Origin of the sequence: Xanthomonas albilineans (assembly GCF_002939705.1) — a bacterium.
Lineage (GTDB): Bacteria > Pseudomonadota > Gammaproteobacteria > Xanthomonadales > Xanthomonadaceae > Xanthomonas_A > Xanthomonas_A albilineans.
In genome coordinates this window covers 1-22,817 of sequence record NZ_MDCB01000015.1, presented here as the reverse complement: position 1 = coordinate 22,817, position 22,817 = coordinate 1, and the positions used below count along the sequence as shown (strand labels likewise).

General features: G+C 60.8%; 9 protein-coding genes, 4 tRNA genes and 3 pseudogenes. 11 read left to right on the top strand and 5 right to left on the bottom strand.

All coding sequences use genetic code 11. The features are described 5' to 3' along the window. Nucleotides 1–107 precede the first annotated feature (107 nt). From guaA to XalbCFBP2523_RS12930, 5 genes are all read left to right on the top strand, one after another. The gene (guaA, locus tag XalbCFBP2523_RS12950; protein ID WP_045765766.1) at nt 108–1,673 is read left to right on the top strand and encodes a glutamine-hydrolyzing GMP synthase; all 1,566 of its coding nucleotides are present in this window, start codon (nt 108–110) and stop codon (nt 1,671–1,673) included. A 240-nt stretch (nt 1,674–1,913) separates the two neighbouring features. Beyond that, nucleotides 1,914–1,989: transfer RNA gene (locus tag XalbCFBP2523_RS12945), tRNA-Ala, on the top strand. 44 nt (nt 1,990–2,033) lie between these two features. Next, nucleotides 2,034–2,109: transfer RNA gene (locus tag XalbCFBP2523_RS12940), tRNA-Glu, on the top strand. Between the two features lie 104 nt (nt 2,110–2,213). Then, nucleotides 2,214–2,289: transfer RNA gene (locus tag XalbCFBP2523_RS12935), tRNA-Ala, on the top strand. A 44-nt stretch (nt 2,290–2,333) separates the two neighbouring features. Next, a tRNA-Glu gene (locus tag XalbCFBP2523_RS12930) sits at nt 2,334–2,409 on the top strand. 253 nt (nt 2,410–2,662) lie between these two features. Here XalbCFBP2523_RS12930 and XalbCFBP2523_RS12925 read toward each other — a convergent pair. Genes XalbCFBP2523_RS12925 through XalbCFBP2523_RS12910 form a run of 4 tightly spaced genes read right to left on the bottom strand, consistent with a single transcriptional unit; the run spans nt 2,663 to nt 9,216 of the window. Beyond that, nucleotides 2,663–5,749 (bottom strand): efflux RND transporter permease subunit, encoded by a 3,087-nt coding sequence (locus XalbCFBP2523_RS12925; protein ID WP_045765765.1) that lies wholly within the window; start codon nt 5,747–5,749, stop codon nt 2,663–2,665. Beyond that, a complete protein-coding gene (locus XalbCFBP2523_RS12920; RefSeq protein ID WP_045765764.1) occupies nt 5,746–6,864 on the bottom strand; it encodes an efflux RND transporter periplasmic adaptor subunit in 1,119 nt (372 codons plus the stop codon). Before XalbCFBP2523_RS12920 ends, XalbCFBP2523_RS12925 begins: the two co-directional genes overlap by 4 nt. A gap of 23 nt (nt 6,865–6,887) precedes the next feature. Next, nucleotides 6,888–7,715: a MipA/OmpV family protein gene (locus tag XalbCFBP2523_RS12915; protein WP_045765763.1), complete on the bottom strand. Its 828-nt coding sequence runs from the start codon at nt 7,713–7,715 to the stop codon at nt 6,888–6,890. A gap of 31 nt (nt 7,716–7,746) precedes the next feature. After that, complete coding sequence (locus XalbCFBP2523_RS12910) at nt 7,747–9,216, bottom strand: efflux transporter outer membrane subunit (protein ID WP_045765762.1); 1,470 nt, start codon at nt 9,214–9,216, stop codon at nt 7,747–7,749. A 98-nt stretch (nt 9,217–9,314) separates the two neighbouring features. Here XalbCFBP2523_RS12910 and XalbCFBP2523_RS12905 point away from each other — a divergent pair, with 98 nt between their 5' ends. Together XalbCFBP2523_RS12905 and XalbCFBP2523_RS12900 are read left to right on the top strand one after the other, a co-directional pair. Beyond that, nucleotides 9,315–10,004 (top strand): response regulator, encoded by a 690-nt coding sequence (locus XalbCFBP2523_RS12905; RefSeq protein WP_045765761.1) that lies wholly within the window; start codon nt 9,315–9,317, stop codon nt 10,002–10,004. Further along, nucleotides 10,001–11,188 (top strand): sensor histidine kinase, encoded by a 1,188-nt coding sequence (locus XalbCFBP2523_RS12900; protein WP_045765760.1) that lies wholly within the window; start codon nt 10,001–10,003, stop codon nt 11,186–11,188. Before XalbCFBP2523_RS12905 ends, XalbCFBP2523_RS12900 begins: the two co-directional genes overlap by 4 nt. Nucleotides 11,189–11,335: 147 nt before the next feature. On the opposite strand, the pseudogene XalbCFBP2523_RS17435 reads toward XalbCFBP2523_RS12900, so the two are convergent. After that, nucleotides 11,336–11,495, bottom strand: a pseudogene (locus XalbCFBP2523_RS17435) (Tn3 family transposase); the annotation flags it as partial. A gap of 85 nt (nt 11,496–11,580) precedes the next feature. Here XalbCFBP2523_RS17435 and XalbCFBP2523_RS17430 point away from each other — a divergent pair. From XalbCFBP2523_RS17430 to XalbCFBP2523_RS12880, 4 genes and pseudogenes are all read left to right on the top strand, one after another. After that, a pseudogene (locus XalbCFBP2523_RS17430) lies at nt 11,581–11,718 on the top strand (IS1595 family transposase); the annotation flags it as partial. Nucleotides 11,719–11,947: 229 nt separating this feature from the next. After that, a complete protein-coding gene (locus tag XalbCFBP2523_RS12890; RefSeq protein ID WP_045765759.1) occupies nt 11,948–12,745 on the top strand; it encodes an IS5/IS1182 family transposase in 798 nt (265 codons plus the stop codon). A 374-nt stretch (nt 12,746–13,119) separates the two neighbouring features. After that, nucleotides 13,120–16,394: pseudogene (locus XalbCFBP2523_RS17425) on the top strand (non-ribosomal peptide synthetase); the annotation flags it as partial. Between the two features lies 1 nt (nt 16,395). Continuing rightward, nucleotides 16,396–22,817: non-ribosomal peptide synthetase (locus XalbCFBP2523_RS12880; protein ID WP_211286564.1), on the top strand; the 6,422-nt coding region annotated here is incomplete at both ends.

Sequence of the window (22,817 nt, the reverse complement as noted above, 5' to 3'; positions counted from 1 at the left end):
CCGTCGAACGGCGAGGCAGGAAGCGATTTCTCCTCGCCGTTTTTTCATCGTCACAGTGCTAGCGGATCGCAGGAGCCCGAGTCCCGCATCCTACATCCCGAGTCCCGATGACCAACATCCACAGCGACAAGATCCTTATCCTCGATTTCGGCGCGCAGTACACGCAACTGATCGCACGACGCATCCGCGAACTCGGCGTGTATTGCGAGATCTGGGCCTGGGATCACGACCCCGCCGAAATCGTCGGCTTCGGTGCCAAGGGCATCATCCTTTCAGGTGGCCCTGAGTCGACCACCTTGCCGGGCGCACCGGCTGCGCCGCAGGAGGTGTTCGACAGCGGCTTGCCGCTGCTGGGCATCTGCTATGGTATGCAGACAATGGCCGCGCAACTTGGTGGTGCCACCGAAGCCGCCGATCAGCGCGAGTTCGGTCATGCAGAAGTGGACGTAGTCGCGCCCGACGCCTTGTTTTCCGGCCTGACCGATCACCCAGGTAGCGCGCGTCTGAACGTCTGGATGAGCCACGGCGACCACGTCGCCAAGGTGCCGCCAGGCTTCACCATCACCGCCGTGACCGACCGCATCCCGGTCGCGGCCATGACCAACGAAGCCAAACGCTGGTACGGCGTGCAGTTCCATCCGGAGGTCACTCACACCCTGCAGGGCCAAACCCTGCTGCGCCGCTTCGCTGTGGACGTGTGCGGCTGCGCGACGCTGTGGACGGCGGCCAATATCATCGACGATCAGATCGCGCGAGTGCGTGCGCAAGTCGGCGACGACGAGGTGATCCTCGGCCTGTCCGGTGGCGTCGATTCCTCCGTGGTCGCCGCACTGTTGCACAAGGCCATCGGCGAAAAATTGACCTGCGTCTTCGTCGATACCGGCCTGCTGCGTTGGCAGGAAGGCGACCAGGTGATGGCCATGTTCGCCGAGCACATGGGCGTCAAAGTGATTCGCGTCAATGCCGCCGAGCGTTACTTCAACGCATTGGCTGGCATCAGTGATCCGGAAGCCAAACGCAAGGTCATCGGCAACCTGTTCGTGGACATATTCGATGAAGAATCGAACAAGCTGCACAACGCCAAGTGGCTGGCACAGGGCACCATCTACCCGGATGTGATCGAGTCGGCCGGCAGCAAGACCGGCAAGGCTCACGTCATCAAGAGCCACCACAACGTCGGTGGTTTACCCGAGCATATGAAGCTGGGCCTGGTCGAGCCGCTGCGCGAACTGTTCAAAGACGAAGTGCGGCGTCTGGGCGTCGAGCTCGGTTTGCCGCACACCATGGTCTACCGCCATCCGTTTCCCGGCCCTGGCCTGGGCGTGCGCATCCTTGGCGAAGTGAAGCCGGAATACGCCGAACTGCTGGCCAAGGCCGACGCCATTTTCATCGACGAACTACGCAAAGCCGATCTATACGACAAGACCAGCCAGGCTTTCGCGGTCTTTTTGCCGGTGAAATCGGTGGGCGTCGTCGGCGACGCCCGCGCCTACGAATGGGTGATTGCGCTGCGTGCGGTGGAGACCATCGACTTCATGACCGCGCACTGGGCGCACTTGCCGTACGACTTCCTGGGTACGGTGAGCAACCGCATCATCAACGAATTACGTGGTGTCTCGCGAGTGGTCTACGACATCTCTGGAAAGCCTCCGGCAACAATCGAGTGGGAGTGACTCGGCGTGTTGAAGAAGTCGCAGGCCAAGGAAAAATGTGCGGGCCCCATGTCTTGCGTCAAGGATGCTGGGACATTCGAGCTTGGTCGGAAAAGTGGCTGTTAAGTCTGCCCTGTCCAAGTGCACGTAGATCCCAACATACAATCGATTGCGACAGCCTATTCGGCCGTGCGGGAAATTCTGCAAAAAAGCTTGCGTGGGGCAGGGACGGTCGTTAATATTCCGCTCCTCGCAGCATGTGGGGCCATAGCTCAGCTGGGAGAGCGCTTGCATGGCATGCAAGAGGTCGCCGGTTCGATCCCGGCTGGCTCCACCAACTTTTCGGACATAGGCCGTCCGTAAAGCGACATCGTTATCAGCGTCCCCATCGTCTAGAGGCCTAGGACATCACCCTTTCACGGTGGCGACCGGGGTTCGAATCCCCGTGGGGACGCCATTTTTAAGTCATACCTCAAACGCGTGCAGGCCCGATATCATCAGTGTGCATGTTTTGTACATCAGCGAAAAGTCGGGTATGATTTCGCTTCTGCCAGTCCCAATGGGGCCATAGCTCAGCTGGGAGAGCGCTTGCATGGCATGCAAGAGGTCGCCGGTTCGATCCCGGCTGGCTCCACCAACTTTTCGGACATAGGCCGTCCGCAAAGCAACATCGTTATCAGCGTCCCCATCGTCTAGAGGCCTAGGACATCACCCTTTCACGGTGGCGACCGGGGTTCGAATCCCCGTGGGGACGCCACTTTTCAATACACACCCGGCAACGCCGGGTGTATTTTTGTGCATGGCGCAGTGAGTGCGCAAAGCGATAACTCCGTATACGCCGCTCGCTGCTGGAGTCTGTCCCCAGCATGTGCATGGCACTCGTCCGATACGGCGTTGCCGGATTGCAGGTCCGGCCGCGAAGCGCTGCAAAGTGGGCTTCGTGTAGTTGCGCGTGCTTCGCATCAGCCAGAACACGTCAGCATTGACACGGTCAGCCTGCCGTAGTTTGTTCACGCCGATGTCCTGACGGCAGTCACGTCGCGTTGAGCATGCCGCGAGAACAGCAGGTCGTACAGCACCGGGATCACTCCCAGGGTCACCAGTGTCCCCAGCGCCAGACCGCCGATCATGGTGATGGCCATGCCGGTCCACAATGGCCCAGCGAACAGCATCAGCGGAATCAGACCGACAATGCAGGTGAGTTTGGTCATGACGATCGGGCGCAGGCGTTTGAGTGCCGCCGCGATCACCGCCTCGTGCCGGCTGAGGCCATCAGCCAGTTCTGCCTCGATACGTTCGAGCAACAGCACCGCGTTGTTGACGATGATGCCGGCCAGCGCGAGCAGGCCGAAGGTGGCCATGAAGCCGAACGGATAGCCGGTCACCAGCAGGGCGAGTGTGGCGCCGATCAGTACGAACGGAATGCTGGCGATGACGATGAACAGCTTGCGGAACGAATTGAATTGCCAGATGAACAACAGCAGGATCGCGCCCAACGCATGTGGCATGTACTGCAACAGGGCCTGGTTGGCTTCGGCGGCGTCCTCCAGTTCGCCGCCCATTTCGATGCGGTAGCCTGGCGGCAGCTTCAGTGCCGCTACCTTGTCGGCCAATGCGGTGACGATCTGGTCGGTGGTGAGTTGCGGATTGTGTCCGGTGACGGTGATCGCGCGGCTCAGGTTACGACGCATGATCGTCGAAGGTTCAGCGCTCAGGCGGATATCGGCGATCGATGCCAAGGGCAGCGGCGCGCCACCGGACTGCGGGTAGATCAGAGTCGTGCCGGGATCGCGCCCGCGTTCGCGCTCTTCGAAACCTCCGCGCAGGACGATCGGCACATTGGTCCCGTCGTCGCGGATCAACGAGGCGTCCATGCCGCTGTAGCGCAACTGCAGTGCCTGGGCGATGTCGTCGCTGCTGATGCCGGCGCGCCGCGCCTTGGCCTGGTCCACGCGCACATCGTAGCGCGGGATGCGGCTTTCCCAGTCATCGCTCACGTCAACGGTTCCCGGTAGCGAGCGCAACGCCTCCGCGATGCCGGCGGCGAGCCGACGCAACTGCGCTTCGTCCGGGCCGATCACGCGATAGATGGCCACACCCGATTCGGTCGACCCAAGCGAGAACCGCTTGGGGTTGGCGCGTACCGTTGGATATTGCTGGCGCAGATGCCGCTGGACCTTGGCGATCAGCGCATCGACATCGGTGCCAGGCACCACGCTGATGGTGAAGTAGGCGATGTTGGCCGCCGGCAACGGTGGGTTCAGTCCAAGCACGATGCGCGGCCCGCCGTCGGCGACGTAACCGATGCTGTCCACGATTTGCGGGTTCTGTTTGCGATCGGCCAGCCATTGGCTGATCGATTGCACGGTGCGCAGCGTCTGGCGCGCATCGCTGCCTGGTTGCAGGGTCACCGGCATCTGGAACTGGAGGCGGTCGGACTTGGGCAGAAAGCTATAGGGAATCGATAGCAACACCGTCACCGCCAGCGTCAGCAACGCCAGCATGCTGCCGAGGAACAGCGTCTTGTGCGCCAGCAGCCCCTCGATGATGCGCCGATACAGACGGTACGGTTTCGAATCGTAGGTTTCGCCATGGTCCTCGCCATGGGCGGACACATGCGGTCGCGCGAAATACATGCACAACAGCGGCGTGATGGTGATGCTGAGCAACCACGAGCCAAGCAACGTCACCGCCAGCACGATCGCCAGGGAACGCATGTATTCGTTGGTGCTGGTCTGGCCGAAGAAGAACGGCGAGAATGCCAGCACGATCACCAGCGAGGACGTCAGCAACGGAATCGCCAGGGTTCGTCCGGCTGCCTCGCAAGCTTCGCGACGGGGTTCGCCTGCGGTCAGGCGCCGTTCGATGTCCTCGGCGATGACGATGCCGTTATCCACCAGCAGGCCAAGCGCCAGGATGATCGCGGCGATGGACACGGTTTGCAGTTCCACATCCAGCGCACGCATCACGATCAGGGCGCCGAGGATGGTCAGCGGCACGATCGCGCCGACGATCAGGCCGGTACGCCAGCCCAGGAACAGCATCACCACGGCCATCACGATGACGATGGTTTCGCCCATGACGTGGTGCATCTTGCTCATTTCGCGCTCGACCACGTCGGCCTGGAAGGTGACGACATGCTGGGAAAATCCCACCGGCAGCAGTTTGGCGGTCTCGGTCAGCTTGAGCCGCAAGGCCTTGCCCACCTCGGCGACGTTATTGCCGGGCGCCATCGATACCGCCACTACCACCGCCGGCTGGCCTTGATAGATCGCGCCAGCTTCGGGCGGATCTACCGGCATCAACGCGATCTTCGCCAACTGCGCCAGCGGGATCTGTCGCGGGCCGTCGGCGCCTTGCGTGGCGATCAGGGTCTTGCGCAGGTCGTCGAGGTCGCGCACCTCACCGGAGGTGGTGACGGTCATGGCCAATCCGGATGCGGCGACCAGGCCACCGCCGGTGACCACGTTCTGCGCACGCAACTGCTGCGCCACTGCGGCGGGGGTGAGGCCGGCTTCGCCGAGCCGAGTACGGTCGAACGCGACGTAGACGCGTTCGTCCCGCAGACCGTGGAAGGTGACGCGATCCACGCCAGGCACAGTGTACAGTTGCGCACGCAGCTGTCGCAGCGGCCCGAGCATCTCGGCGCTACTGAAGCCCGGTGCCGTGACTGCGATCGAGGCGATGGCGACGCGGCCAAAGTCGTCGTCCACCATCGGCCCCTGCGTGCCTTGCGGTAACTGCGCGCCAGCCTCGGCCGCTTTGCTGCGCACGCGTTGCCACAGCGCCGCAAGATCTTTGACGCTGTCCTGCGCGGTCACCTGCACGATCGCGCTGCCGGGGTGGATGGTGGTGACGATCTTTTTCAGCCCGCTGATCTCGCGTAGCCGTTCCTCGATCGGTCGCGCCAGCAGGTTTTCCACGCGCTCGCTGGACATGCCGGGGAAACCGACTTGCACGATCGCATCGCGCACGGTCACGCTGGGCTCTTCCTGCGAGGGGAAACCGAGAAAGGTGATGATGCCGCCGATCAGGATCAGTGCAGCGCTGAACAGCGCGAGGCGGTGCGAATGGAGGGTGGCGCGGGTCAGGTTCATGGCGTGGTGCTGCTGCTGAGACGGGTCGCGGGATGGAACGGGACGACGGCCTGGCCGTCGTGAAGAAAGGCGGCGCCAGTGGCGACGATGTATTCGCCTGTGCGCAGGCCGCCGAGGATTTGCACGCGTTCGCCTTCGATGCGCCCAGTATCGACTTGACGCCGACGCACAGTCCGGCTGTCCTGACGGTACACGAAGAGCATCATCTTCTGGTTGCCCATGCTTGGGATCAGTGCACTGAGCGGGACGCTTGGCGGTTGCACGGAGCCGGCGGTCGGCAGTGCCAGCAACAGGGTTTCGCCAGCGTGCAATTGTGCAACAGCGGAGGCGCTGTCGAACAGCGCTTGCACGGTGGCGCCGCCCTCCACGCGTGTGGAGACGCTGCGTAGCCGCAGCGGCAACCCGTGTTCGGGTGCGGTGCTGCGGTAAGCGGCGATCTCCTGACCTGGCTGCAGGGTCGCCGCGCGCGCCGCCGGCAACGTGGCGACGACCTGCGCATGGTCCTGGCCATCCACTTGCAGCACGGCCTGGCCGGCACCGACAAGCGCGTCCGGCTGCTGCAAGCGGGCCACCACGCTACCGTCAAACGGTGCGCGCAACTCCGATTGGCGCACAGCGCGGCGCGCCAGGGCCAATTCCGACTGCGCGCTGCGCACCCGCGCCTGAGACGCGGCGAAGCTGCTTTTAGCGGCGGTCAGGGTGGCTGCCGACGTGGCGCCGTCGTCGAACATCGCTTGCTGTTGAGCGAGCTGAGTCTGCTGCTGTTGCAGATCGGCGCTGGCGATGCCGACGTTGGCCTCGGCCTGTTGCAGGCGCAGCCGGTTCGGTTCCGGATCCAGGCGTGCCAGGACCTGACCCGCATGCACCCGGTCGCCGATATCCACGGCGATGTCGGCGATGCGCCCGCCGCCCTCGAAACCGAGTTCGGCACGCTGCTGCTGACGCACCTGTGCCACGAAGCGTTCGCTGTCCTGGTCAGCACCACTGGCGACGATTTCCAGTTTGACCGCGCGTGGCGCATCGGCCACCGGCGTTGTGTCCTGGCTGCAGCCTGACAGCGACAGCATGGCCAGCGACAGGAACAGGGTGAGAAGAAGGATGTGACGTGATGTCATGGTCGGCGGTGTCCTGGTCACGATCAGCGGGTATAGGTCATGGTGGCGCCGATGCTGGCGAAGGCGTGGCGCTGCACAACGGGGCTGCCATCGGTCGCGCCAACATAGCGCGTGGCGTTGAGCAGCAGCGAGACGGTCCAGTGCGGGGAGAGCGTGTGATCCCAGTCGGCGCCGACCGAATAGGCATACATTCCCGCATCAGCACGGTATGGTCGGAAGTTGCTGGCGGCGCTCTGCGCGGCATCGACGCCGAAATAGGACTGGTTGAAACGGCGGTCGCCCCAATGGGCATTCAGGTCCATGGTGACGTTGTCGGTGGGGGTATGCAGCAGAGTGAACTGGGCACCGGCGCGGTAGCGGTTGCGCCGGGCGCTTTCCTTGAGCGCGAATTCGGCTTCCGCCTGCAACGCCACGGAAGGTGTGAGTTGCTGCATGACAAAACTGCGCGCGGTGATCGTGCCGGGGACGTCGCCCATGCCGGCCAACCGAGCCGAGCCAGGACGCCAAGCGCTATTGCGTTGCAGCCGCCCTAGATCGTAGTAAAACGATTGGCTGGCGGAGAAACCATGTGCATTCTGAAATTGCACGCCAGCACCGCGGACACTATCCACGAACACAATGCCGCGCTGCAGGGAAAACACCGGCACGCCCTGGAGGCGGTCGTCGGCGGAGCCGGCATAGCGCGGTGTCAACATGGCGCCGGCACCGATGCTGAGTTCGGTCTTGTCGCCAAAGAGACCGGCATTTGCAGCGTGCGACGGGATGTCGGCATCGGTGGCATGCACACATATGGGCAGTGCCAGCATGGCCACGGCCAGCGCCGAAGACAGGGCGGAACAGACAGGGTTCATGAGTAACCTCGTGAGGGGGGAGAGGGCGAAATCAGGACGCGTGTGGCAGTTGCACGCCGTAGAACGCGTGGAACAGGGCGATGCGATTGAGCAGCAAGGCCTGGCGTGCCTGCAGTTGCTCCAGTTCGGCCTGTTCGGCCTGGAGGTTGCCGGCGAGCAGGTCGGTGCGATCTTGCAGTCCTTGCGCCACGCGCTGTTGCAGGCGCGCCACCCGTTGGTGTTCGCGCTCGGCGTTGGCACGCTCGCGTTGTTCGCGCTGTTGCAAGGCGGGCAGGGCATCGAGCGCGTCGGCGACCTCGCGGAAGGCCGCTTCCACGGCTTTCTCATAATCGGCCACCGCGCCATCCTTGCGCAGTTGCGCGATGTCCAGATTGGCGCGGTTGCGGCCAGCATCGAAAATCGGCATGAACAGTTGCGGAATGAAGCTCCAACTGCGGCTGCCAGGCATGAACAGGCCGTTGAGACTGTCGCTGGCCGTACCCAGCGATGTACTCAGCTGAATCGATGGAAAGAAGGCGGCGCGTGCCGCGCCGATGTCGGCATTGCGCGCGCGCAGCTCGGCCTCGGCTTGCTGAATATCCGGTCGTTGCAGCAGCAACTGTGAATCCAGTTCGCGCCATGCCGCAGTGTTGGCACTGTCCGCGTCCGGCAGTAGCGATTGCAGCGTGCCGGCGTTGTCGGGCGTGTTATAGCCAGTCAGCAGTTGTAGCGCGCGTCTGGCCGCGGCGTGGTCGCTGCTGGCCTGCAAGGCACGGACCTGGGCTTGATCGCACTGATGGCGTTGGCTGTTCAGCGCGTCGGTGGAGAGCAGCCCCACCTCGTGCTGTCGGTTGGCAATCGCCTGCAGCGCGCTCGTGTGCTCGGCGATGGCCTGTAGCCGCTGCTCAGCCTGCGCGGCGGCGCGCTCGACGGTGTAGGCCCGCAGCACTTCGGCGATCAGCGCGCCGCGCGCGGCTTGTTGACCATAGCGCGAGGCCAGATAACGTTGCTGTGCGGCAGCCGACAACGAAGCCAGCTTACCGAACAGATCCAGTTCGAAGCCATCCACGCCCACCGCAGCGGTGTACAGCTTCTGTCCGTAACGTGCTTGGGTTGCCGGGTTGTCGTAGCTCTGCCGTACCCCTTGTGCGTTGATGCCAAGTTGCGGCAGTTGCTGCGCGCGTTCGATGCGGTACTGCGCCCGCGCCTGCTGGACCAGCAGCACGGTGTTGCGGAAGTCTGGGGCGTGCGCCAAGGCTTGGGTCACCAACGCAGTTAAATCCTGCTGTGGAGAGAAGGCATGCACGAACCGCTGTTCCTCTGGGTTCAGTGTGACCACGGTGGTCGTGGCGGTATCATGTGCGGTTGCGGCCACCGCCGTGGCCGCTCCCAGCGTAGGCGGCAGTGCTGTCTGCGGACGCTGGTAGACCGGCGCCAGGGAGCAGCCTCCCAACGCGATCGCGAGCAGGCAGAGCAGTGGGCGGGCGTGACGGCGAGGGCGGGAGCAGGACGTTAGAATCATGACGGGTGGTCCGGTATCCAATCTAGGCCGTCAGTATCGGCGGGCATGTTCAAGCCGCTTTTTAGGAATTTTCAAGATTCCATGAAGGGTTCCATTTCATGCATGCAAAGAAGATCTTGCTGGTCGAAGACGATGCGGACAGCGCCAGCATCCTTGAGGCCTACCTGCGCCGCGATGGCTTTGAGGTTGCGGTGGCCGAGGATGGCCAAAAGGCGGTGAGGCTGCATGCGCAATGGAAGCCCGACCTGGTACTGCTGGATATCATGTTGCCCATGCTCAGCGGTACCGAGGTGCTGTCCACGATCCGCCGCAGCGGCGATACGCCGGTGATTATGGTCACCGCGATGGGCGATGAGCCGGAAAAACTCGGCGCACTGCGTTACGGCGCCGACGACTATGTGGTCAAGCCGTACAGCCCCAAGGAGGTGGTGGCGCGGGTCTACGCGGTGTTGCGCCGTACCGGACCGGCACGAGGAAGCGAAGAGCCATTGCGCCACGAACGGCTAAGTGTCGATACTGCCGCGGTGCGGGCCACGGTGCGCGATGACCAGGGCCGCGAATTGCCGCTGGAACTCACGCCGACCGAGTTCAATCTCCTGGCGACGCTGATGAAGACCCCGTTCAAAGCTTTCACCCGCAACGAACTGCTGGAAATCTGCCTGCCCGATAGCGATGCGCTGGAGCGTGTCGTGGACGCGCACGTGCATAACCTGCGCAAGAAGCTGGAGCAGGAGGGGATCCATGGTCTGCTGGTGACAGTCCGCGCAATCGGTTATCGCTTCCGATGAGATGGCCATTGTGCCGTCGCAACGCGCACGCGCCGCTGTGGCAATGGGTAGGGCTGCGCATGAGCGCGCTGGCGGTGTTGACCATCGTGGTGATCGCGCTGGGGATGGTGCTACGCTTCGCCATCTGGGATTTCTCCACCCTGCGTCGGTTACCGCCGCAGGCGCGACAGGAGATGCTGCAATTGCGCGAGGAACCGCACAGCAACGCGCAACGCCTATGGCAACTGTTCGAAACCTATTACGACGTGGCCGATCTCCTGCCTGGACTGGCCAGCCGCGACTGGTGGCTGCTGGCGGAGATGGTGCTGGCGTCGATTCCGGTGATCGTGATCTGTGGGCTGATTGCATCGCGCCCATTATCGCGACAGTTCTCCAACGTGGCCGAGGCCGCGCGACGGATCCGCGACGGCGATTTCGCCGCCCGCGCCAGCGTGGTGCCGGGTGCGCCTGACGAACTAGCCGGCTTGGCCATCGACTTCAACAGCATGACTGCACAGTTGCAGCAATACGAACGCGAAGTGCGCGAATCCAGTGCGATGCTGGCGCATGAGCTACGCACCCCGCTCAACGCGGCAATGGGGCGGATACAGGGCATGCTCGATGACGTCTTCCCGAGCAGTGCGGAACAGTTGTCGATGGTGCAGCGCCAATTGGAGCAGATCAACCGCCTGGTCGGTGATCTGCACTTGCTATCGATGGCCAGAGCCAACCAGTTGCTGTTGGAGCCGCAGCACTTCCCGATCGGTGCGCTGGTGAGCGAACGCATCGCCTGGGTGGCGCAGTCGCTGAAGGAAGCCGGGATGGAGGTGCAACTGCGTATCCCCGAACAGCTGAGCATTCATGCTGATCGCGACCGTCTTGGCCAGGTTCTGTCGGTGCTGATCGACAACGTGCTGCGTTATGCCGCTGCCGGCAAGCAGCTGTCGATCGAGGGACGGTTTGAGAATGGCCATGTACTGATCTGTATCGCCGACCGTGGCCCTGGCGTCGCGCCGGAGGTACTGCCGCGCATGCTCGACCGCTTCTGGCGTGCCGACGATTCGCGTGCTCGCCACTCGGGCGGTAGCGGCCTGGGCCTGTCCATCGCCGCGGCGATCTGTCAGGCCCACGGCGGCACCCTCGAATTCGCCAACCACGATGGTGGTGGGTTATGCGCACTGGTGCGCTTGCCACGGGTGCCGTAAGGATAGTCCAGCCGTTGGGTCATGGACTTCTTGGATTTTAAACCCACACTCTACTCAGAGCAGGGGGACGTCGGTCGAAATCGAGGGAGAGTAGTAATTCGACTAGAGGGTCGGCAGGGATTCGTGTAAAAAACAGTCAATTTTATCCTAACTCACTGTCGCCGCGAGAATTTTTCGCGAAAAATCGATCGGCGCGATCTCCCGATTGAGATCCAGTGTGTAGTCGCCGAACCGGTTGATGTGCGATGTCCGGTATGGCGACAGCCTTGCCAGGACTTCAGGGCTTGATGGTTCGGCCTTCGTCCCGCCGTAAGCTCCCCGTCATCTAGGCACGCCTGCTGGGGCGTCGAACCTTTGCCATGTAAAGCGATACGGAGTTTTTCAGGGCTGACTATCTGGCCGAGGCCGCCTACCGCTTCAATCGCCGGTTCCGCCTGCGTGAGATGCTGCCACGACTCGCCACGGCGATGATGCGTTGCAAGCCCTGTCCAGAGCCGGTTCTGCGCACGGAGAGCAATTTTCATGGCTGAGAGTCAGGGATAATCAAGTGAAAATTAATGGAAATGGTACAATTTATGTAATAATTTATTTGCACAATAAACTTTGTGATTTTTAACTAATTAAAAATAAAAATATAGTTAACGTCGGCGCGCGCCATGTGTTATTTATTTTATGTTTTGATATAAATTATGGGGGCTCTAAAAACCACAGAAATCTGCGATCATTGATCTGACATCCTGCCAGTGTAGAACGACACACATGCTCAACTTTTTTGCCGGTGAAGAACGGGATGCCAAGCGCCAGGAGTTGAATGATCCGCTGGAGTTGCTGTCAGGTCATATCGACTTTGCCGGGATTGCCTGTGCGGTAGATGCGAAGCTATCGCTGGGGCCGGAGGCCAAGGGCAGGCGGCCAGCGTGGCCAACCGAAGTGATGGTCCGGGTGCTGCTGTTGCACCGGTTGTGCAACCTTTCCGACGAATCGTTGGAATATCAGTTGCTGGATCGGCGCAGTTTTGTGCGGTTTTTTGGTCTGGACGACAGCGGCAAGGTGCCGGATGCGAAGACGATCTGGGTGTGGTGCGAACGGCTGAAGGACAAGGACGTGATGGGGGACATCAGCGCGGCGATCAGCGGCCAGTTGGCGCGTGCCGGATACATCGCCCGCGGTGGGAAGATCATCGACGCCAGTATCGTCAATGTACCGATCCAGCACAACACGTGCGAGGAGAATGCGCAGATCAAGCGAGAGGAGATTCCGCGCCAGTGGAATGAGGCCAAGCGCACACAGAAGGATGTGGATTCATGCTGGACGAGCAAGCACGGCAGCGCGTACTACGGCTACAAATTGCACGCCAATGTCGATCGTCGCTGGGGTCGCATCGCCAAAGATTGGGTGTTTGACGAGTATGCGTTCGCACGCTTGGCGCAACAAGGCGGCAAATCTCTACGCACGCTCGGCCTAGCACGTGCAAAGGTGGTGATTGGGTTGAAGTTGGCCAGCCACAATCTGATGCGTCTGGCACGGTTGCAGGAAGCTGGCCTTGTACCTGTATGAACGCGTGGCATCCACGCATCGCGGTTGCCGCCGCCAATCAAGGCGACGATGGCTACCGAACGTTCCGTACTGCGGCGAATCAACACGCATTGCCAGCCGAACATTCATCGAAACGCAACATTCATCGAAACGCATCAAAGTTAGGAGTTGTTCGAGGTCCTCATTAGTTAATTTATTTTCGCGGATTTTGCTTCGATAAATCGCTTGATTGCTTATTTGGACGCCGAGTGGTTTGTGATGAATATTTCATATTATGGAATTGAATTTATTTTTATTCTTTTAGTTCTTAAATTAATAACATTTGGAGAGATCTTTTGTTTCCTGATATCGAATTTCGCAAATCTGAAGTCGGTGGAATCCAAGAGGTGGTTGCGATGAATGAAGGTTACGACATTTGCAAGTACGCGAATTGTGAAACCTGGTTTTCATTATCTAAAAATCAGCGTGCATTGTGGTTTTTATACAAGCTTCAGCCAGATTTGCAGGGAACTTACAATGTGAACTTCTTTGCACGTCTTCTTGGTGAGGTTGATCTTCATCAATTAGAAAAGGCGATTGCAGTGCTGGCAAGTCGTCATGCGGCGCTGCGTACTCGTTTCCGTGAGTTCAACTCAGAGCCTCAGCAAAGAATCGAGCGCTTTGTAAAGACGCAACTTCGAGTAGTTGATGTGTCTGGATTCGAACCCTCATTTCTTGAGACGCTAATCAAGAATGATAGTAAAAGGGCTTTCGATGTTACGGTGGCCTCGTTATTCAGGGTCGATCTTTATAAAATTAGTGCGCAAGAGAGTGTTATTTTGGTGACATTCGATCATCTTGTGGTGGATGGTTGGTCATTTTGGCGTTTGATCGAGGAGCTGGGAAAAATTTTGGATGTAAATGGCGATATTATGCCATCGAAACCATGTGTTTCCTGCGGCGGCGAACTGAAGCCGACTTATTCATGTTATGTAAATTGGCAGCGTGAATGGCTCAATGATAGTGGAGGTATCAAGCAATTTTCATATTGGCAGAAGATGCTTGCCGATCAGTGTCCATCCTTGGATTTGCCGGTGCTTGCGCCGTCTGCTGTGTTGCCCGCCAAGTGCCGAGATTTTATCTCCTTCAATCTTGATGCAGAGTTGTCCATGAGATTGAGCGGGCTGGCAGTTCGCAGTCATGTATCGCTTTATGTGGTTCTTCTAACCGCTTATTTTATTCTTCTTCGTCGGCTTACTGGGCAAGATGCTTTTCATGTTGGCTCTCCGATGCCTGCCAGGAAGGGGCGAAAATGGTCTGAAGTTACCGGAAATTTCTTTAATCAGGTCGTCTTACGCGCTGATTTTTATCCTGACCTTACCGTCGGGGAATTGCTGGGCATCGTGCGTAATCGTGTCAGGCGAGCAATGGAGAACCAAGATTTTCCATTTTCCGAGCTTGTGGCTAGACTCAATCCTCCTCGCGAGAAAAGTCGTTCGCCATTTTTTCAAACCATGTTTGTGTTTCAGGATGCGCGCGGCTCTTCTGATGCGCTGAATATTCTGGTGGATGATGACGATCTTGCACCTGTATCTTGGGGTGGTTTGCATCTTGCTCATTTCTGTCGTCCTCCGATTGCTGGTGCGGCAGCGCTTGATCTTGTCATGGAAACGGTTAAATGCGAAAATAAGATAGTTTTTGCTTTGGATTTTGATTCTTCGCTTTTCGAGCGTTCGACCATGGAGCGATGGATGGGGCATTGGCGTCGTCTGTTGGCGACGATGGTGGCCGAGGGTGCCGAAGATATGGCGGTGGATCGTCTGCCGTTGCTGAGCGAGGCAGAGCGCCAACAGGTATTGACGGAGTGGAATGCAACGGCAGCGGATTATCCGCGCGATGCCTGTGTGCACGAGTTGTTCGAGGCGCAGGTCGCGCGTGATCCCTCGGCCATCGCGGTGGTGCAGGGTGAGGTGTCGCTGACGTATGCCGAGTTGAATGCGCGAGCCAATCGGTTGGCACATTACCTGCGCGGATTGGGTGTGCGCCCGGACGATCGCGTGGCGATCTGTGTGCAGCGTAGTGTGGAGATGGTGGTGGCGGTGCTGGCGGTGCTCAAGGCCGGTGGTGCTTATGTTCCGCTGGACCCGGCCTATCCGCCGGAGCGGCTGGCCTATATGCAATCCGATTGCGGCGCGGTGGCGGTGCTGACGGATGCCGCCAGTCGTCGCCTGGTTGAATGCAGTGCCACTGCGGCGGTGATCGTCGATCTGCAAGCCGACAGTGAACATTGGACGCATCTGCCAGACAGTAATCCCGACCGCCACGCCAATGGCCTGACCGCACGCCATTTGGCGTATGTGATCTACACCTCCGGATCAACCGGTGCGCCCAAGGGCGTCATGATCGAACACAGGAATCTGTGCAACTACGCGTTGGATGCGGTGACGTTGTTTGGAGTGAAGAACTCCGATTTCGTCTTGCAACAGAATTCGATGAGTTTCGATCTTTCGGTGGAAGAAATCTTTCCTGCCTTGCTCGGTGGCGCTGCACTTGTTCTCGCACCAACGATATTCGGTGCTGTCGATGAGGCGTCTGGAAATATATCGTCGCACCCACGGGTGGCGGTCGTGCATTTGACGATGGCGCATTGGCATAGCCTTGTCGGTGCATGGAAGCAATCGCCGGAACTGGCGCGTGCGCAACTGCAAGGCGTGCGACTTCTCAATGTGACAGGGGATGCCATATCTCCGCAGAAGCTAAGGGAGTGGTATGCGCTACGGCCTCACGGCATCGAGGTTGTCAATACTTATGGTCCGACAGAGACCACCGTTTCCTGTACTGCAGAACATCTGAGGGAAGATACCGAATACGATTCGGTTGTCACCATCGGCAAGCCCCTGGCCAATACGCGCATCTACATCCTTGATACACACGGTGCGCCGGTGCCGATCGGGGTGGTGGGCGAGTTGTATATCGGTGGTGACGGTGTGGGACGTGGGTATTTGAACCGCGACGATTTGACCGCCGCGCGCTTCCTCATCGATCCATTCAGCGCCGATCCAACGGCGCGGATGTACCGCACTGGCGATCTGGGGCGTTGGTGTGCCGACGGGACGATCGAGTTTGTCGGACGCAACGATCATCAGGTCAAGATCCGCGGTTTCCGCATCGAGTTGGGCGAGATCGAGGCGCGGTTGAGCGCACATGCGGATGTGCGCGAGTGCGTGGTGGTGACGCTGGAGGATGGGGCGGGCAGCGACAAGGGATTGGTGGCGTATTGGGTCGGCGCCGAGGATGTGACGTCGGAGCATCTGTGCGCTGAAACTTTGCGTAGTTGGCTATCGGATGTGCTGCCGGATTACATGGTGCCGGCAGCCTATGTGCAGTTGGATCGTCTGCCACTGACTCCGAACGGCAAGCTGGATCGCAAGGCATTGCCTGCACCGGACGGATCGGCTTATGCCGCGCATGCGTATGAAGCGCCGCAGGGCGCAATCGAACAGGCCATTGCCGCGATCTGGAGTGACTTGCTGGGTCTGGAGACGATTGGTCGGCACGACAACTTCTTCGCCCTTGGCGGGCATTCGTTGTTGGCGGTGCGGGTCGCCTCGCGCTTGCGTCAGGAGCTGGGCGCCGAAATTGGCGTGGCTGAGTTATTCGCGCATGCGACGCCGCAACGTCTTGCCGCGTGNATCTTGCCGCTTGAGCCGGATGCGCCGCGGGTGCTGTCGTTTGCGCAGCAACGTCTTTGGTTTCTGTCGCAGTTCGAGGGCGTCAGTCAGGCGTATCACATCAGCGGCGGCCTGCGCTTGCGCGGAGCGCTGGATACGCAGGCGCTGCAACGCGCTCTGAATCGCATCGTGGCCCGGCATGCATCGCTGCGCACGACCTTCGTGCAGGTTGATGGGCAGACATTGCAACAGATTGCCGCCGAAAACAATGGCTTCCAGTTGATCGCTCACGATCTGCGCGATGTGCCCGATCGCGAGGCGAAGCTGAAGCGACTGTTGGCCGAGGAGGCACAGGCACCATTTTCTTTGGAACACGGCCCGCTGATTCGTGGCGTACTGGTACAGCTCGCCCACGACGAATACGTTCTCTTCGTGACCATGCACCACATCGTCTCGGATGGGTGGTCGATGGGGATCTTGATCAACGAGCTGAGCATGCTGTACCGCGCTTTTGCAAATGGCGAAGCCGATCCGTTACCACCGTTGCCAATTCAGTATGCCGATTATGCGAGTTGGCAGCGACAATGGCTGGAAGGCGATGTGTTGCAGCAACAAGCCACATACTGGTGCGAGACGCTATCCGGTGCGCCGGTACTGCTGGAACTGCCGACGGATCGTCCGCGTCCGGCGCGGCAGGAGCATGCCGGCGCAACGCTGGAGGTGGTCGTGGGGCCACAGCATGCGCAGGCGCTGAAGGCGCTGAGCCAGCGGCATGGGTTGACGCTGTATATGACGCTCTTGGCGAGTTGGGCGCTGCTGCTGTCGCGTCTTTCTGGGCAGGACGATGTGGTAATCGGTAGCCCGGTGGCCAATCGTGGCCGCTCGGAGACCGAGGGGTTGATCGGGTTCTTCGTCAATACGCTGGCGTTGCGGGTGGAGCTGTCGGGTTCACCGACGCTGGCGCAGTTGCTGGCATCGGTGAAGGAGCGTGCGCTACAGGCGCAGGCGCATCAGGACATTCCGTTCGAACAGGTGGTGGAACTGGTCCAGCCGCCGCGCAGCCTGTCCCATGCACCGTTGTTCCAAGTGATGTTCGCTTGGCAGAACACACCGGAAGGCGACCTGGACCTAGGCGAACTCGATGCCAGTGGGCTGGGCGTTGCGCAAACAAGCGCGCAGTTCGACCTGTCGTTGTCGTTGGCCGAAAGCGAAGAAGGGATCGTCGGCACTCTGATCTATGCCACAGCGCTGTTCGAGCATGCGACGCTGGAGCGGTGGATGGGGCATTGGCGGTATCTGTTGGCGGCGATGGTGGCCGAGGGCGCCGAAGATATGGCGGTGGATCGTCTGCCGTTGCTGGACGAGGCCGAGCGCCATCAAGTGTTGATGGAGTGGAATGCAACGGCGGTCGATTATCCACGCGATGCATGTGTGCACGAGTTGTTCGAGGCGCAGGTTGCGCGTGATCCCTCGGCCATCGCGGTGGTGCAGGGTGAGGTGTCGCTGACGTATGGCGAATTGAACACAGGTTCCAACCGGTTGGCGCATTACCTGCGCGAGTTGGGCGTGGTCCCGGACGATCGGGTGGCGATCTGCGTGCAGCGCAGTGTCGAGATGGTGGTGGCGGTGCTGGCGGTGCTGAAGGCGGGCGGTGCGTATGTGCCGCTGGATCCTGCCTATCCGCCGGAGCGGCTGGCCTATATGCACGCCGATTGCGGCGCGGTGGCGGTGCTGACGGATGCCGCCAGTCGTAGCCTGGTCGAATGCAGTGCCACTTCGGCGTTGATTGTCGACCTGCAAGCCGATAGTGAGCATTGGGAGCATTTGCCAGACAGCAATCCCGTCCGCCACGCCAATGGTCTGACTGCGCGCCATCTGGTGTATGTGATCTACACGTCTGGATCGACCGGTGCGCCCAAGGGCGTGATGGTCTCCCACCACGCATTGACCACGTGCCTGCACGCGCTGATCGACCTCTACCGGCTAGGACCACAGGACCGCATACTGCAATTTGCCGCACTGGCCTTCGATGCCTCGGTCGAAGAACTCTTCGGTGCCCTGTGCAGCGGCGCCACCTTGGTCCTACGCGACGACACCTGGCTGGACACCGAGCGCTTCTGGCCGCAGTGCGCGCACGCCGGCATCAGCGTGGTCGACCTGCCCACCCGCTTCTGGGCGCAACTATGCGCGCAGTCGCTGGAGATTCCCGCCTGCGTGCGTCAACTCATCATCGGCGGCGAAGCGCTGACGCCGGCCATGCGCCAGCACTGGGTACAAGGCACCCGCATGCCGCTGCTGGATACCTACGGCCCGACCGAAGCCGTCGTGGTCGCCACCGCCCAGGCCGTCGCCATCGACACGCCGAGCGGTATCGGCCGTCCGCTCGCCGCGACCCGGGCGTATGTGCTGGATCGTGCCGGTCAGCCGCTGCCGATCGGCGCGCGCGGCGAACTGCATCTGGCCGGCGCGGCGATGGCGCGCGGCTACCTCGGCCGACCCGATCTGACCGCCGAACGCTTCGTGCCCGACCCGTTCGCCGCACACCCCGGCGCACGCATGTACCGCACTGGCGATCTGGGGCGTTGGCGTGCCGACGGCACGATCGAGTTCTTGGGGCGCAACGATCACCAGGTCAAGATTCGCGGCTTCCGTATCGAGCTGGGCGAGATCGAGGCACGGCTGAGCGCGCATGCGGATGTGCGCGAGTGTGTGGTGGTGACGTTGGAGGAGGCCGGGAGTAACGAAAAGCGGCTGGTGGCGTATTGGGTTGGAGCCGAGGGTGTGACGTCCGAGCATCTGGGCGCGGAGGATTTGCGCAGTTTGCTATCGGATGTGCTGCCGGATTACATGGTCCCAGCCGCCTATGTGCAATTGGATCGCCTGCCATTGACTCCGAACGGCAAGCTGGATCGCAAGGCATTGCCTGCACCGGATGGTGCGGCTTATGCGGCGCGTGCGTATGAAGCACCGCAGGGCGCAATCGAACAGGCCATTGCCACGATCTGGAGTGACTTGCTGGGTCTGGAGACGATTGGGCGGCACGATAACTTCTTTGCCCTTGGTGGGCATTCATTGCTGGCGGTGCGGGTTGCCTCGCGCTTGCGTCAGGAGTTGGGGGCCGAGATCGGCGTGGCCGAGTTGTTTGCACATGCGACGCTCCAGCAACTTGCCGCGTGTGTGGCGTCCTCGTCCGCTGCCGTGTTGCCGCCGATTCTGCCGCTGGCATCAGATGCACCGCGCGTGCTGTCCTTCGCGCAGCAGCGGCTCTGGTTCCTGTCGCAGTTCGAGGGCGTCAGTCAGGCGTATCACATCAGCGGCGGCCTGCGCTTGCGTGGGGCGTTGGACACCCAGGCACTACAACGCACCCTGGATCGCATCGTGGCCCGGCACGCGTCGCTGCGCACGACTTTTGCGCTGGTCGATGGGCAGGCATTGCAACAGGTCGCCGCCGAAGACAGCGGCTTCCAGTTGATTGCCCACGATCTGCGCGATGTGCCCGAGCGCGAGGCAGCGCTGGAGCAGTTATTGGCGGAGGAGGCGCAGGCACCCTTCGCGTTGGAACACGGCCCGCTGATCCGTGGCGTACTGGTACAGCTCGCCCACGACGAATACGTTCTCTTCGTGACCATGCACCACATCGTCTCGGATGGGTGGTCGATGGGGATTTTGATCAACGAGCTGAGTGTGCTGTATCGGGCCTTCGCACGTGGCGAAGCCGATCCGCTAGTGCCGTTGCCGATCCAGTACGCTGATTATGCGAGCTGGCAGCGGCGATGGCTGGAAGGCGAGGTGTTGCAGCGGCAGGTCGCTTATTGGCGCGAGGCGCTGTCTGGTGCGCCGGTGCTGCTGGAACTACCGACGGATCGTCCGCGTCCGCCCAGGCAGGACCATGCTGGAGCAACGCTGGAAATGGTCGTGGAGCCACAGCAGTTGCAGGCGCTGAAGGAACTCAGCCAGCGGCACGGCCTGACGATGTATATGACGCTCTTGGCGAGTTGGGCGTTGCTGCTATCGCGCTTGTCTGGACAGGACGATGTGGTGATCGGCAGCCCGGTGGCCAATCGCGGCCGCTCGGAGACCGAAGGGATGATTGGGTTCTTCGTGAACACGCTGGCGTTGCGCGTGGAGTTGTCCGGTTCGCCGACGCTGGCGCAGTTGCTGGCATCGGTGAAAGAACGTGCGTTACAGGCGCAGGCGCATCAGGACATCCCGTTCGAGCAGGTGGTGGAACTGGTGCAGCCGCCGCGCAGTCTTGCACATGCGCCGCTGTTTCAGGTGATGTTCGCGTGGCAGAACACGCCGCAGGGTGAGCTGGATCTTGGCGAACTCGAGGCCAGTGGTTTGGGTACGACGCAGACGAGCGCGAAGTTCGACCTGTCGCTGTCGTTGGCCGAAAGCGAAGAGGGGATCGTGGGCAGTCTGACCTATGCCACGGCGTTGTTCGAGCATGCGACGCTGGAGCGGTGGATGGGCCATTGGCGGCATCTGTTGGCGGCGATGGTGGCCGAGGGCGCCGAGGATATGGCGGTGGATCGTCTGCCGTTGCTGGGCGAGGCAGAGCGCCAACAGGTATTGATGGAGTGGAATGCAACGGAGACGGATTATCCGCGCGATGCGTGTGTGCAAGAGTTGTTCGAGGCGCAGGTCACGCGTGATCCATCGGCCATCGCGGTGGTGCAAGGCGAGGTGTCGCTGACGTATGGCGAGTTGAATGCGCGAGCCAATCGGTTGGCGCATTACCTGCGCGAGTTGGGCGTGCGCCCGGCCGACCGTATGGCAATTTGCGTGCAGCGCAGTGTCGAGATGGTGGTGGCGCTGCTGGCGGTGCTGAAGGCGGGAGGCGCGTACGTGCCGCTGGATCCTGCCTATCCACCGGAGCGGCTGACCTACATTCTCGCCGATTGCGACGCCATTAGGGTGTTGGCGGTTAAGGATACCATCTTGCCAGAGCGGCTCGAGGTCTTACGGGTCAACATCGACGATGCCGCAGTGAATGTTGCGGAATCTGACAATCCGCGCTTGTACTCACATGGCAGTACAAGCGCCTATGTCATGTACACCTCTGGTTCGACAGGGTTGCCGAAGGGGGTCGAAATACCGCATCGTGGTATCAATCGTCTGGTATTGAACAACGGATATCTGCCGTTCCATCCGAGCGACCGTGTCGCTTTTGCCGCCAATCCGAGTTTCGATGCGACCACGTTGGAGGTCTGGGGCGCGTTGCTCAATGGCGCGCGCATGATCGTCATCGAAGCCGATGTTTTACTGAGCCAAGTACGGTTGGCAGAGACGATCAAATGCGAAGGTATCACCATATTGCTTTTAGCGGCAGGGCTGTTCCATCAGTACGCGGATAGCATGAAAGAGGCCTTTGGCCACTTGCGTTATCTGCTTGCCGGTGGTGATGCGATTGATCCGAGCGTTGTGGCGAAGGTTTTGGATGGCGACAGCCCGCAGCATTTCTTGAATTGTTACGGCCCCACAGAAATCACGACCATCGCCACCACTTATGAGGTCGTGGAGATCGATGATGGTTTGAGAAGTCTTCCGATCGGACGTCCGATCGCGAACACGCAGATCTACATTCTCGATGGGTACGGTACGCCAGTTCCGATCGGAGTGGTGGGCGAGTTGTATATCGGTGGCGATGGTGTGGCGCGTGGATATCTGAATCGCGAGGAATTGACCGCAGAACGTTTCCTCACGGATTCATTCAGCGCCGATCCGACGGCACGGATGTATCGCAGCGGCGATCTGGGGCGTTGGTGTGCCGACGGCACGATCGAGTTTGTCGGACGTAACGATCACCAGGTCAAGATTCGTGGCTTCCGCATCGAGTTGGGCGAGATCGAGGCACGGCTGAGCGCGCATGCGCAGGTGCGCGAGTGCGTGGTGGTGGCGCTGGATGCGGACGCAGGCAACGACAAGCGGCTGGTTGCATATTGGGTCGGAGCCGAGGACGTGACGTCCGAGCATCTGTGCGCTGAAACTTTACGTAGTTGGCTATCGGATGTGCTGCCGGATTACATGGTGCCGGCGGCCTATGTGCAGTTGGATCGTCTGCCACTGACTCCGAACGGCAAGCTGGATCGCAAGGCATTGCCGGCACCGGATGGTGCGGCTTATGCGGCGCGTGCGTATGAAGCACCGCAGGGCGCAATCGAACAGGCCATTGCCAAGATCTGGAGTGACTTGCTGGGTCTGGAGACGATTGGGCGGCACGATAACTTCTTTGCCCTTGGTGGGCATTCATTGCTGGCGGTGCGGGTTGCCTCGCGCTTGCGTCAGGAGTTGGGGGCCGAGATCGGCGTGGCCGAGTTGTTTGCACATGCGACGCTCCAGCAACTTGCCGCGTGTGTGGCGTCCTCGTCCGCTGCCGTTTTGTCGCCGATCTTGCCGCTTGAGCCGGATGCGCCGCGGGTGCTGTCGTTTGCGCAGCAACG

Excerpts from the sequence above, each read along its gene's own strand:
- XalbCFBP2523_RS12915 (WP_045765763.1), bottom strand. The coding sequence starts at position 7,715 with ATGAACCCTGTCTGTTCCGCCCTGTCTTCGGCGCTGGCCGTGGCCATG.
- XalbCFBP2523_RS12925 (WP_045765765.1), bottom strand. The coding sequence starts at position 5,749 with ATGAACCTGACCCGCGCCACCCTCCATTCGCACCGCCTCGCGCTGTTC.
- XalbCFBP2523_RS12920 (WP_045765764.1), bottom strand. The coding sequence starts at position 6,864 with ATGACATCACGTCACATCCTTCTTCTCACCCTGTTCCTGTCGCTGGCC.
- guaA (WP_045765766.1), top strand. The coding sequence starts at position 108 with ATGACCAACATCCACAGCGACAAGATCCTTATCCTCGATTTCGGCGCG.
- XalbCFBP2523_RS12910 (WP_045765762.1), bottom strand. The coding sequence starts at position 9,216 with ATGATTCTAACGTCCTGCTCCCGCCCTCGCCGTCACGCCCGCCCACTG.
- XalbCFBP2523_RS12890 (WP_045765759.1), top strand. The coding sequence starts at position 11,948 with ATGCTCAACTTTTTTGCCGGTGAAGAACGGGATGCCAAGCGCCAGGAG.
- XalbCFBP2523_RS12900 (WP_045765760.1), top strand. The coding sequence starts at position 10,001 with ATGAGATGGCCATTGTGCCGTCGCAACGCGCACGCGCCGCTGTGGCAA.
- XalbCFBP2523_RS12905 (WP_045765761.1), top strand. The coding sequence starts at position 9,315 with ATGCATGCAAAGAAGATCTTGCTGGTCGAAGACGATGCGGACAGCGCC.